This is a genomic window from Flavobacterium fructosi (assembly GCF_042787335.1).
Classification (GTDB): Bacteria; Bacteroidota; Bacteroidia; order Flavobacteriales; family Flavobacteriaceae; genus Flavobacterium; species Flavobacterium fructosi.
Genome location: NZ_JBHZQA010000005.1, coordinates 18,779 through 31,274 on the forward strand (window position 1 = coordinate 18,779; position 12,496 = coordinate 31,274).

General features: G+C 35.2%; 14 protein-coding genes and 1 tRNA gene. 4 read left to right on the plus strand and 11 right to left on the minus strand.

The window, feature by feature from the left end:
• Position 1 precedes the first annotated feature (1 nt).
• Together ACFX5D_RS09305 and ACFX5D_RS09310 are read left to right on the plus strand one after the other, a co-directional pair.
• Positions 2-1,273 (plus strand): MFS transporter, encoded by a 1,272-nt coding sequence (locus ACFX5D_RS09305; RefSeq protein WP_379857928.1) that lies wholly within the window; start codon positions 2-4, stop codon positions 1,271-1,273.
• 339 nt (positions 1,274-1,612) lie between these two features.
• Entirely contained in the window at positions 1,613-1,969 is a 357-nt protein-coding gene (locus tag ACFX5D_RS09310) for a hypothetical protein (RefSeq protein ID WP_379857929.1), read from the plus strand.
• Here the strand turns inward: ACFX5D_RS09310 and ACFX5D_RS09315 are convergent.
• Genes ACFX5D_RS09315 through ACFX5D_RS09330 form a run of 4 tightly spaced genes read right to left on the minus strand, consistent with a single transcriptional unit; the run spans position 1,966 to position 4,175 of the window.
• The gene (locus tag ACFX5D_RS09315; RefSeq protein WP_379857930.1) at positions 1,966-2,724 is read right to left on the minus strand and encodes a UDP-2,3-diacylglucosamine diphosphatase; all 759 of its coding nucleotides are present in this window, start codon (positions 2,722-2,724) and stop codon (positions 1,966-1,968) included. The two genes, ACFX5D_RS09310 and ACFX5D_RS09315, sit on opposite strands and share 4 nt — an antisense overlap.
• Before the next feature lie 4 nt (positions 2,725-2,728).
• On the minus strand, positions 2,729-3,193 hold the full coding sequence (locus ACFX5D_RS09320) for a 6-pyruvoyl trahydropterin synthase family protein (protein ID WP_379857931.1): 465 nt from the start codon (positions 3,191-3,193) through the stop codon (positions 2,729-2,731).
• 34 nt (positions 3,194-3,227) lie between these two features.
• Positions 3,228-3,401: a hypothetical protein gene (locus tag ACFX5D_RS09325; protein ID WP_379857932.1), complete on the minus strand. Its 174-nt coding sequence runs from the start codon at positions 3,399-3,401 to the stop codon at positions 3,228-3,230.
• Between the two features lie 6 nt (positions 3,402-3,407).
• Complete coding sequence (locus ACFX5D_RS09330) at positions 3,408-4,175, minus strand: enoyl-CoA hydratase/isomerase family protein (RefSeq protein ID WP_379857933.1); 768 nt, start codon at positions 4,173-4,175, stop codon at positions 3,408-3,410.
• Between the two features lie 126 nt (positions 4,176-4,301).
• On the opposite strand from ACFX5D_RS09330, the gene ACFX5D_RS09335 reads away from it, so the two are divergent.
• Positions 4,302-4,375 (plus strand) — tRNA-Ala (locus tag ACFX5D_RS09335).
• 85 nt (positions 4,376-4,460) lie between these two features.
• Here the strand turns inward: ACFX5D_RS09335 and mtgA are convergent.
• Together mtgA and ACFX5D_RS09345 are read right to left on the minus strand one after the other, a co-directional pair.
• Positions 4,461-5,201 (minus strand): monofunctional biosynthetic peptidoglycan transglycosylase, encoded by a 741-nt coding sequence (gene mtgA / locus ACFX5D_RS09340; protein WP_379858138.1) that lies wholly within the window; start codon positions 5,199-5,201, stop codon positions 4,461-4,463.
• Positions 5,201-6,313, minus strand: coding sequence for an NAD(P)/FAD-dependent oxidoreductase (locus tag ACFX5D_RS09345; protein ID WP_379857934.1), 1,113 nt, complete (start codon positions 6,311-6,313; stop codon positions 5,201-5,203). The genes mtgA and ACFX5D_RS09345 overlap by 1 nt, the downstream gene beginning before the upstream one ends.
• A 257-nt stretch (positions 6,314-6,570) precedes the next feature.
• Here ACFX5D_RS09345 and ACFX5D_RS09350 point away from each other — a divergent pair, with 257 nt between their 5' ends.
• On the plus strand, positions 6,571-8,472 hold the full coding sequence (locus tag ACFX5D_RS09350; RefSeq protein ID WP_379857935.1) for a S9 family peptidase: 1,902 nt from the start codon (positions 6,571-6,573) through the stop codon (positions 8,470-8,472).
• A gap of 67 nt (positions 8,473-8,539) precedes the next feature.
• On the opposite strand, the gene accC is transcribed toward ACFX5D_RS09350, so the two are convergent.
• The 5 genes from accC to ACFX5D_RS09375 form a co-directional block, all read right to left on the minus strand.
• A complete protein-coding gene (accC, locus tag ACFX5D_RS09355) occupies positions 8,540-9,886 on the minus strand; it encodes an acetyl-CoA carboxylase biotin carboxylase subunit (RefSeq protein ID WP_073209026.1) in 1,347 nt (448 codons plus the stop codon).
• Between the two features lie 93 nt (positions 9,887-9,979).
• On the minus strand, positions 9,980-10,462 hold the full coding sequence (accB, locus tag ACFX5D_RS09360; protein ID WP_379857936.1) for an acetyl-CoA carboxylase biotin carboxyl carrier protein: 483 nt from the start codon (positions 10,460-10,462) through the stop codon (positions 9,980-9,982).
• Positions 10,463-10,485: 23 nt separating this feature from the next.
• Positions 10,486-11,484, minus strand: a complete 999-nt coding sequence (locus ACFX5D_RS09365) for a beta-ketoacyl-ACP synthase III (protein ID WP_379857937.1) — start codon at positions 11,482-11,484, stop codon at positions 10,486-10,488.
• A 173-nt stretch (positions 11,485-11,657) separates the two neighbouring features.
• Entirely contained in the window at positions 11,658-11,852 is a 195-nt protein-coding gene (rpmF, locus tag ACFX5D_RS09370) for a 50S ribosomal protein L32 (protein WP_007137315.1), read from the minus strand.
• Between the two features lie 9 nt (positions 11,853-11,861).
• Positions 11,862-12,416, minus strand: coding sequence for a YceD family protein (locus ACFX5D_RS09375; RefSeq protein ID WP_379857938.1), 555 nt, complete (start codon positions 12,414-12,416; stop codon positions 11,862-11,864).
• Positions 12,417-12,496 lie beyond the last annotated feature (80 nt).

The following is a 12,496-nucleotide window of genomic DNA, read 5'->3' on the forward strand; positions in this document are numbered from 1 at the left end:
AATGAAGAAAGCACACGATCCTTACGCAGCCTTGCGTTATAAAGAATTCAACACCTTTTTATTATTGCGTTTTGCGATGGTTTTTGCCTGGTCTATGCAATTTATTGTTATTGAATGGCAAGTGTACAGTTTGACCAAAAATCCACTTTCATTAGGAATCATTGGATTAATGGAAGTAATCCCTGCCATTGCAATGGCTTTATTTGCAGGACATATTGTAGATCAAAAGGAAAAAAAAGGACTTCTTTTCAAATGTATTTTAGGGTTTTCTGTAATCAGTTTCGGCTTGTTTTTATTAACATGGCCGCCAATTGTTAGCGGATATTCTACAAAATCGATTTTGTACGGTATCTATTTTATGGTTTTTCTGGGAGGAATTGTACGTTCCTTTCTTGGTCCAACCATATTTTCGCTTTTATCCTTAATTGTTCCTAAAAAAGTATATCCAAATGCTGCTACATGGAGCAGTTCGGTTTGGCAAATAGGTTCGGTTTTAGGACCTGCGGTAGCGGGATTTTCTATTACTTTGATTGGCGTTCATTGGTCGATGTGTTCTGTTTTTGCCTGTTCTGTATTTTCATTAATCGCTTTATCTCAAATATCTACTAAGCCTATTTTGAATCCTAAAATAGGAGAACCCATTACGGATAGTTTGAAAGAAGGTGTGAAGTTTGTTTTCCAAAATAAAACCATTTTGGGTGCATTATCATTGGATATGGTGGCGGTTCTTTTTGGTGGAGCCGTTGCGCTGTTACCCATTTTCGCACAAGATATTTTGAAAGTTGGCCCTGAAGGTTTTGGAGTGTTGAGAGCGGCTCCAGCGGTTGGTTCTTTTTTAATACTGATTGTTTCAGCGTATGTTCCTATGAATAAAAATGCAGGAATGAAACTATTATCCGCCATTTTTGCCTTTGGACTTTGTATAATTGTTTTTGGACTTTCTACTATTTTTTGGTTATCTGTATTGGCATTATTTTTTAGTGGAGTTGTCGATGGAATTTCGGTGGTGATACGTCAGACTATTTTGCAATTGAAAACACCGGATCATATGCGAGGCCGAGTTTCGGCAGTGAATTCAATATTTGTAGGTTCTTCCAATGAGCTGGGTGCTTTTGAAAGTGGACTAACCGCAAAACTAATGGGCACGGTAACTTCCGTTGTTTTTGGCGGAAGCATGACGCTACTAATTGTACTTGGAACAGGAATATTCTCGCCAGGCTTTAGAAAACTGGACTTGCAAAAGGATATTGAAGAGCATGAAAAGGGAGAATAATTAGCTACCGTCTGGACACAAATATTAGAAAGAATATTTAAACACAAATTTCATTAATTTACACGAATTAATTGGTGTAAATTAATGAAATTTGCTTTTTTTTTTACATATTGACCTATAAAGTCAATGAAAATCGGCTTAATCTGTGTCTTCTATTTTCTTATTTGCACTGGTAGCCAAACGGTAGGAATAATTAGTGTTTTGTTCTTAAAAAATACAAACCACATAAATTGTTGGTAAATAATCCGAATTACGTACCGACTTTTTTGTGACTTTTTTATATTTTTTAATTTAGAATAAATCTAAATAATTATTATATTTGTTCCAAAGAATTTTTGAATGAAAGAAATAAAGCAAATATATTACAATGATTCAGGAACTTCTTTCTACTGGAGAAAAGAGGATGGATTGGTAATGGATAAAGTGCAATTGATTTTTAGAGAAACGGGGTTTTATTTTACCAAACAGGAACTTTATCTATTTAAGAATTGCATTGAAGATAGTTATATCCAAAACAAATGTTGCGAAGATTGTGAACTAAAAAATCAATGCCACAAATTCTTATTAAAAACACCTTGTTCCCAAATCGATTTAGCCGTTTCCATGGAAGAATTAAATGCCGTAAAAGATTTGGTAGAGGGCACTTTGTTTAAAATAACTTTGGATGATTATTTGTATGGGGAGGGAATGAATTAATTACTATATTTTTTGATTTCGAAAGTTTCACCATCAAAAACACCATAGGTAAAATACGTAATCCAGTCTCCCAGATTCACATATTCGGCATTTTCTCCAACGGTTACTTTCATAGGCAAGTGACGGTGGCCAAAAATAAGGTAATTGTAGTGTTTAGTTTCCAATTTTCTTTTGGAATAGAGAATCAGCCATTCGTTGTCTTCGCCAAGAAAAGTGACATCTTCATCGCCAGAAATCAGTTTGTTTTTTACCGAAAGGTATTGCGCCAATTTCACGCCAATATCTGGATGAAGCCATCTGAACAGCAATTTTGAAAATGGATTTGTAAATACTTTTTTCATTCGTTTATAACCCATGTCGCCAGGACCTTTTCCGTCACCGTGGCCAATAAGGAATGTTTTATCTCCAAAAGTATATTCTTGATTGTCGTGATACACCGGAATATTCAATTCTTTCTGAAAATAGTCTTCCATCCATAAATCGTGATTTCCTACGAAGAAATAAATAGGAATTCCGCTGTCTCTAATTTCGGCGAGCTTCCCCAGAACTCGAACAAACCCTTTTGGGACTACTGTTTTGTATTCGAACCAAAAATCAAATAAATCGCCTAATAAAAAAATAGCTTCTGCATCTTTTTTTACCTCATCAAGCCAAGCCACAAATTTTTTTTCTCTTGGAAAACTCAATTCAGGAGTCGGGGCTCCAAAATGTTGATCAGAGGCGAAATATATTTTTTTGTTGTTCGTTAATTGCATCAAGTTAAAGTATGAATTTGAAATTATCACTTGCATACCATTCGGCAAAAGATGAATCTGTTTCTTGCAGTTTCAAGGAAAAAAGTTTAATTCCTTCTGGCAGTCTTCCAATGATTCTTTGAGAAAAATCGACAACCATATTCTCGCTTGTCGGCTGATAATTTACCAAAATAACATGATGACCGCGGCTTATTAATTCGTTTGCTAACTCAATGTGAGGTGTCGTTTCATTAAAAACCGTTGCATGGTCAAATTGATCCACAATTTCCTCTTTAACAATTTTTTTCAAATCTGTAAAATCGATTACCATTCCAAACTTGACATTATTTCTATCCGTGATTGGGGTCCCGATTACGGTTACTGATAATTTATAACTGTGCCCATGAACATTTTTACATTTCCCATCATAGCCATATAACGCATGGCCGGTTTCGAAACTAAATTGTTTTGTAATTCTTATATTGCTCATCAGATTTTATTTTGATTGCAAATTTAGTGAATAATTAACCGTTTTTGTCTCTTTTTTTTGCAGTGGAATACATCCAATACGCCAATCCGATTAAAATTACAAAGGGCACAAAAGACCCGATTATTACGCCGGTCTGATAACTGCTATCAGTTGCGTTTTTTAATTTTTCTGCAATATTTACCTGTTGAACAAGTGTTATGATTGTCATTTTACTTTATTTTTTAAATTGTGTTAATGCTTTTTTCGAATACTCTGAAAGCACTAATTTACCGGTGATTGTGGCACGTTCTAACAATAACGTTCCCCAATGATCAGTTCCTTCCCATAGCACTTTTTTCATCTCGATTAAAGCTTCCGGATTGTAACTGGCTAATTTGGAGCAGAATTTTTCTAATGCAACATCAAGATCATCTGTGTTTTCAAAAGTATCGGCATACAATCCTTTGTCTTTTGCCCAATCTGCAGATTTCCATTCGTGAGCTGCCAAAGTCATTTCGGTCAATGCCGTTTTTCCAATTTTTCTTGAAACAGATGGTTCTATAACAAACGGACCGATACCAATCGCCAATTCCGATAATTTTACAGAAGCATCATTCGTAGCAAATACATAATCACAAGCCGAAACAATTCCTACACCACCACCTACTGTTTTACCGTGAACACGACCTACAATTAATTTCTTACAACTTCGCATGGCATTGATTATATGCGCAAATCCGGAAAAAAATTTTATTCCTTCTTCCAGATTTGAAACCGCCAAGAGTTCATCAAATGAAGCACCTGCACAAAAAGCACCGACACCTTCACTTCGCATAATAATAAGGGAAACATCCGAATTATCGCTTAAACTATTGATCGCATTTGTTACCCTATCCAATAATTCCCGTGGAAAGGAATTGCTGGCAGGATGCCCAAATGAAACGGTTGCGATATTATTTTTAATTGTTGTGAAGAGGGAACCTATTGGATTTTCTGATATCATAGTGGAGATTTTGATGTAAAGTTAAAAAAAAGTAAACGAGGATTTTACTTTTTTTCAAATAGAGCGGATTTGTATTTTGAAATTTGCTTTATGGAAAATTTAAATGTTATATTTGCCAAGTAGTTTGGGGGATTAGCTCATTTGGCTAGAGTGCTTGCCTGGCAGGCAAGAGGTGACCGGTTCGAATCCGGTATTCTCCACAAACAAAAACCGTAAATCCTTTTAATTAAGTATTTACGGTTTTTTGTTTTTTACAATATTAAGAAAGATTGGAACGAAACTGATTTAATATTCCAGTTTTCCCACATGTCGCATGATACGGGCAATTTTAGTTTTTCTATTATTGATATAAGATGAAGAACTTGTAGCCGAATATTTTCTTGGATTTGGTAATATAGCTGCAATTCCTGCTGCTTGTTGTGGCGTTAAACTTGAAACATCTTTTCTATACCAGTGTTGCGCTGCAGCTTCGGCACCATAAACCCCATCGCCCATTTCGATACTATTCAAATAGACTTCCATGATACGTTTTTTCCCCCAAATGGTTTCAATTAAAACGGTGAAATAAGCTTCCAGTCCTTTTCTTAAATAGCTTCGACCTTGCCATAGAAATACATTTTTGGCAGTTTGTTGTGATATCGTACTGCCACCTTTTATCCTACGTCCTCTTTCATTGCTTTTGTACGCTTTTTGCATCGCTGTAAAATCAAAACCATTGTGTTTGAGAAAAGTACCGTCTTCACTGGCAATTACAGCCTTTTGTAGATTAATTGAAATATTTTCAAGAGGTTCCCAATCGTGACTGAAATAAAGTTCTTTCCCTGCAGCTTTATTCTCAATGGCCCGAATAACCATCAACGGAGTAAACGGCACAGGCAAAAATTTAAAAAGAACGACGAAGAAAATGGAAAGCCCAATGAACCATAATAAAATTTTGAATAGAAATCTGCTTACTTTACTCATAAAAGGAGTTGTGTCTTTTTTTACTGCTTGTTTTGATTTTTTGAGTGTTATTTTCGTCGCCATCATACTAAATCTGCTAATTCTGTTCCTATTAAACTTCCTATTGCCACTCCCATTCCTCCTAACCGTACCCCGCAATATACATTTTCAGTCAATTGGGAAACAATAGGATTCTTGCTGTTGCCAATACCCATTATCCCGCTCCAACGATGGGCTACTTCAAATTTTTGGTTTGGCAAAATTACTTCTTTTAATAGTTGTTCCAATCTATTTTGAACAATTTCTGTTTGCCCAAATTCGGTTGTAGTTTCCGTATCAAAATCAAGATTTCTGCCACCTCCCAATAAAATTCGATTCCCAATATTTCTAAAATAATAATAACCTCTATCCAAGTGGAAAGTACCTTTGATATCTAAATTTTCTATCGGTTCCGTAATTAGAACTTGAGCCCTTGCCGGCTTTACTGCTCCATTAGTTAATGCATTTGCAAAACCGTTGGTCGCGAATAATAATTTTTTTGTGATGAAACTAAAATCCCCAAGCGCTACCTCAACTCTATTTCCCTTATCCAAATACGAAGTTACCGTTTGCTGATTTAAAATCAAAATATTCTCCGAGACCGCTTCTTTAATCAAAGCCTGCATCATATTCCCGGTGTCAATCTGTGCTTCAAATGGATTAAAAATAAGGTATTCATGAATGCCACCGAATCCGAAACGATCAACTTCTTTAGCAAAAACATCGGATTTAAACATCGGTTTTAGGATTTCATTTATAAATGACAGTTTTACAACACATTCGGAATAAGCGCTTTCATTGTCTGCTAAAAACAACTCATAACCACCGTGAGGTTTAAAATCTATCGCCGCATCACCAAGCCTTTTCCTTAATAATTGTAAACCACTCCAGCGTTTTTTGACAAGATTAACAACTTCCTCTTCCGAATGGGATTTTAAATCATCTATGATTTCTGACAAACTTCCAAAACAGGCGAAGCCAGCATTTTTTGTACTGGCGCCATGTGGCAACATTCCCTTCTCTAAAACCAGAATTTTGCCGTCAGGGAATTTTTCGCGCAAGCGTAATGCAGCATGGAGTCCCACAATACCACTTCCTACTATAGTGTAATCTACATTTGTAAACCAATTTTTTAATTCCCAATAGCTTAAATCCATCTCGCAATATTTTTTATAAAAATAATATTTTTTTGGATTTATTTTGAATTTATTTCAGAAGCTAATCCCGCTATGTGTCGTAATCTTTTAATTCTTTCAAGAAATAAAACAAAAGGATTTCCGTTACAAATAAAATGTACTGAACTCCAATAAAATAAATGTACAGTAAAGTAATCAGGGTGAAATAGCCACCGTGAAAGCGCCGAACATCGAAATAAATTAGCTATTTTTATAGTTCGAAAAAATTAATTATTCATATGAAAAAAGCACTGCTTATACCCCTAATAATGATGAGTCTGAATGCTATGGCACAAAATGTAATGACCCCGGAATTACTTTGGAAATTAGGACGAGTAACTGCATTAGGCCTTTCGAAAGACGGAAAAAATGTAGTTTACAAAGTTTCTACTCCTTCTATTGAAGAAAATAAATCAAATTCTAAATTTTACATTCTACCTGTTAACGGAGGAAATCCGACGGAAGTAAAAGATACGAAAGAAGTATTAAAAGACAAAAATATATCTCGGGATGGAAAGTATATTGTTTACAATGAAGAAGTGAAAATCGATAAAGTTCTTGGAAAAGATTATTATCCTGAATTGGAAAAATCTCAAGTTCAAATCTACAACGGGCTCGATTATCGCCATTGGGATACCTGGAACGAAGGTAAATTCAACCATGTTTTTTACAAAGAAAACAAAGAAGGTGCTGTAGGGATTGATATTCTTAAAGGCGAGAGTTTTGATAGCCCACAAAAACCTTTTGGAGGTGACGAAGATTATATTTGGTCGCCTGACAGCAAAAGTATTCTTTACGTAAGCAAGAAAAAAGAAGGTACACAGTATGCTATTTCAACAAATACCAATATTTTCGAGTACAACTTGGAAACTGGAAAAACCATAAACAGAACCGAAGATAATCTTGGTTACGACATGGCACACCAATTTTCACCAACCGGAAATTTAACATGGTTACAAATGAAACGTGACGGTTATGAAGCCGATAAAAATGACCTTGTAGTGAACTTCAACGGAATGAAGTTGAACCTAACTACTAGTTGGGATGGCACCGTTGATCATTTTATGTGGAGTAAAGATGGTAAAAAGATCTATTTTGTTGCGCCAATCGATGGAACGAAACAATTATTCGAAGTAAATTTTCCAGGTTTGACTAAAATCACGATTAATGTCCATCAAATTACTAACGGCGATTTCGACGTAAATGATTTAGTTGGATTTTCTGAAGACAACATTATTGTAACCAGAACCGACATGAATCATGCCGCTGAAATTTTTTCTTATAATCTAAAGAAAAATAGTTGGAAACAATTATCAAATGTAAATACGACAACTTATAAATCCTTGGCGTTAAGCAAAACCGAAAGAAGATATATTACGACAACCGACGGTAAAAAAATGCTGGTTTGGGTAATTCTTCCACCAAATTTTGATGCTTCAAAAAAATATCCAACGCTTTTATATTGCCAAGGCGGGCCACAATCTCCGTTAACCCAAAGCTATTCTTTTCGTTGGAATTTCCAGTTAATGGCCGCAAATGGTTATGTTATTGTAGCACCAAACCGTCGCGGAATGCAAGGTCATGGCGTAGCTTGGAACGAACAAATAAGTAAAGACTGGGGTGGACAAGTCATCAATGATTACCTATCTGCGATTGATGATGTCGCTAAAGAAAACTATGTAGACAAAACAAGATTAGGATGCGTAGGCGCTAGTTATGGTGGTTACTCCGTATTTTATTTAGCAGGGATTCACAACAATAGATTCAAAACTTTCATTGCTCATGATGGCGTTTACAATACGCAAAGTATGTTTGGGACTACGGAAGAAGTATTCTTCAACAACTGGGATTTTGGCGGTGCGTATTGGGAAAAAGATAATGCAGTTGCCCAAAAAACCTATACGACTTTTAATCCGATGACTATGGTCGAAAAATGGAATACACCTATCTTAATCATACAAGGAGGAAAAGATTTTCGTGTGCCAATAGGACAAGGACAAGAAGCTTTTCAGGCGGCACAACTAAGAGGAATAAAAAGTAGATTTTTATATTTCCCTGAAGAAAACCATTGGGTACTAAAACCACAAAATGCCCAAGTGTGGCAAAAAGAGTTCTACAAATGGTTGAACGAAACATTGTAAATTTACAAATGGTTTGGAAACAAAAAACCTCACTTTTCAGTGAGGTTTTCTTATAAATAATTTTTATTTATTCTGGATCATTCATTTTGAAGGTGTCCATAAAAGCAGTTGTATAATTACCTGCTATATATCGAGGATCATCCATCAACTGTCTGTGGAATGGAATAGTTGTTTTTATCCCTTCAATTACAAACTCGTCTAAGGCTCTTCTCATTTTTGAAATTGCTTCTTCTCTTGATTGTGCCGTTGTAATTAACTTAGCAATCATAGAATCATAATTTGGCGGAATAGTATACCCTGAATACACATGAGTATCTAAACGAACACCGTGTCCTCCTGGCATATGAAGTGTCGTAATTTTCCCTGGAGAAGGACGGAAATCATTGTAAGGATCTTCCGCATTAATTCTACATTCTATGGCATGCAATTGTGGTAAATAGTTTTTACCTGAAATAGGTATTCCTGCTGCGACCATAATTTGTTCCCTAATCAAGTCATAATCGATAACTTGCTCCGTAATAGGATGTTCCACTTGAATACGTGTATTCATTTCCATGAAGTAAAAATTACGATTTTTATCAACCAAAAATTCTACGGTTCCAGCACCTTCATATTTGATATATTCAGCAGCTTTAACAGCAGCCTCTCCCATTTTTTGACGTAATTCGTCAGTCATGAATGGAGAAGGAGTTTCTTCAGTTAATTTCTGATGACGTCTTTGAACAGAACAATCTCTTTCAGAAAGGTGGCACGCTTTTCCATAAGAATCACCAACAACCTGAATTTCAATATGACGAGGTTCTTCGATTAATTTTTCCAGATACATCCCATCATTCCCAAAAGCGGCAGCCGATTCCTGACGGGCATCTTCCCAAGCTTTCAATAGATCTTCTTCTTTCCAAACAGCTCGCATTCCTTTTCCACCACCACCAGCAGTGGCTTTCAACATTACTGGAAAACCAAAATCTCTTGACAGCTGTAAAGCCTGCTCATATGATTCTAAAATTCCTACTGAACCTGGAACACAAGGAACACCAGCTTCAATCATGGTCGATTTTGCGGAAGCTTTATCCCCCATTCTATCAATCATTTCAGGAGATGCTCCAATGAATTTGATACCATGTTCCTGACAAATTTTAGAAAACTTTGAATTTTCAGAAAGGAAACCGTAACCTGGATGTATTGCATCTGCATTGGTAATTTCGGCAGCTGCAATAATATTTGACATTTTTAAATAAGACAAGTTACTTGGAGGCGGTCCTATACAAACTGCTTCGTCTGCAAACTTTACATGAAGACTTTCAGCATCGGCAGTAGAATAAACAGCTACTGTTTTGATACCCATTTCCTTGCATGTTCTAATTACGCGAAGCGCAATTTCTCCCCTATTTGCAATTAATATTTTTTTAAACATCTTTTTTTAAATTAAAAATTAAAAATTACGAATTAAGAATTAGAAAGCTACTTTTATGAGATTTTTAATTCTTAATTTTTAATTCTTAATTGATTATGATGGATCTACTAAGAATAAAGGTTGGTCAAATTCTACTGGCGACATATCATCAACCAATATTTTTACAATTTTACCAGACACTTCAGATTCAATTTCATTAAACAATTTCATAGCTTCAATAACACAAAGCACATCTCCTTTAGCTATGGTTTTACCCACTTCAACAAACATTGGTTTGTCTGGCGATGGTCTTCTATAGAAAGTTCCAATAATTGGAGATTTTATAGTGATGTAATGAGAATTTTCTACCACTGGAGCAACTTCTGCAACTGGAGCAGTGGCAACAATTTGTTGCGGTGCTACTGCTTGTTGAAGCGGAGTATGATTTGGCATTTGTTGTACATACGTAGTCTCGGTTACATTTCCTTCTAAAGTTGTTCTAATAGTGATTTTAACATCATCCATTTCCAATTTAACTTCTGCAACACCTGAATTAGCCACAAACTTGATTAAATTTTGAATTTCTTTTAAATCCATAATTGTTTATTTTTAGTTTAAATTTATTTTTTGTCGTAAGCCCATTTTAGATAAATGGATCCCCAAGTAAATCCTCCTCCAAAAGCTGCTAAAATAATTGTATCTCCCTTTTTGAATAAATGTTCAAAATCGCTGAGTACTAATGGCAAAGTTGCAGAAGTGGTGTTCCCGTATTTTTCAATATTCATTAAAACTTTTGAGTCATCCAAATTCATTCTATTTGCCGTAGCGTCAATGATACGTTTATTAGCTTGATGAGGAACTAGCCAATCTACATCTTCATTAGTAAGATTATTTTTTTTCAAAATAATCTCACTCGCATCGGCCATATTAGTAACCGCATATTTAAAAACCGTTTTACCGTCTTGAATAATATTGTGTCTGTTCTCGGTTATGGTTTCAAAAGAGGTAGGATGAAGAGATCCTCCAGCATCAATTTTCAAAAAATCACGTCCCACTCCATCACTCCTTAAGTACTCATCTTGCAGTCCTAATCCTTCGTAATTAGGTTCAAATAATACTGCACCAGCACCATCCCCAAAAATAATACAGGTAGACCTATCCGTATAATCAACTATTGAAGACATCTTATCTGCTCCAATTAAAAGTACTTTTTTATAACGTCCTGATTCTATGTAAGCCGCAGCAGTAGACATTCCGAATAAAAAGCTGGAACATGCCGCTTGTAGATCATATGCAAATGCATTAGTTGCGCCTATTTGTGTTGCCACATATACTCCGGTTGCTGCTACAGGCATATCAGGTGTTGCAGTTGCCATTATCACTAAATCTATTTCTAAAGGATCTATATTTGCCCTAGCTAATAAATCTTGTGCTGCTTTTATAGCAAGATAGGAAGTTCCTTTATCTTTATCTTTAAGAATTCTTCTTTCTTTTATTCCTGTACGAGAAGTAATCCACTCGTCATTTGTGTCAACCATTGTTTCTAGCACTTTGTTTGAAAGGACAAAGTCTGGCACATAGGCTCCAACAGCGGTAATTGCGGCCGTAATTGTATTCATTGTATTCAATTATTTCTTATCAAATGTTGCCACTTGAAAATTTTTTAAAAGACTTGAAAATTACAAAAAAAAAATTCATTTGCATTGATTTGTAACCTCTTATTTAACGAAAATTATAAACAACAAAAAAACTCTCACATCGTGAGAGTTCTAATATCATTTACAAAAACATATTAAGCAACAGCTACAGATTTATCTATAACAACTTGCCCTCTGTAATACATTTTTCCTTCATGCCAGTAAGCTCTGTGATACAAGTGTGCTTCCCCAGTTATTGGGCAAGTAGCGATTTGTGCTACAGTAGCTTTGTAATGTGTTCTTCTCTTATCTCTTCTTGTTTTGGAGATTTTTCTCTTAGGATGTGCCATTTTACTATATTATTTATCCGTTAATAGTTGCTTTAATTTGTCCCAACGCGGGTCAATATTTTCTTCTTTTTGTATTTCTTTTTTATGCTCTTTTTTCTGTTCTTTTATTGTCAATTCCTTCAGTTTTGTCAAGGCTTCCGTATTTAAACTTCCATCTTTCACTCCTGGATGAACCCGTCTTAGAGGAACTGAGAGCACTACCATTTCATAAATAGACTGAGAAACATCTATTTCAAATTCGCCAAACGGTAAAATGAGCAAATCTTCATTGTCATTATTATAGGTTTCACCAAAACGAACTATCAATTTCATCTTGCCTTTTATTGGCAAATCAAAATCTTCGCTGGTAAGATCACAAGGCACATATACAGTACCCGAGTGCTTGAAACTTAACTCCAGCATGTTGCTTTTCTTCTCTAAAACTACATTAACTTTGATATTTGAATTTTGAAATTCATCATACTCAAAGATTTCAAAGAACGCATTATTAATTTGAAATTCAAATTGGTGTTTGCCTAGCTTTAATCCTACGAAAGGAATTAAATATTCTTTTGTCTTGCTCATTTCAACAACAATTTACCCTAAACTTCGGGAGTGCAAAGATATAAAATTATTGCAAATCTAATAATCTTATTCACCTTTTT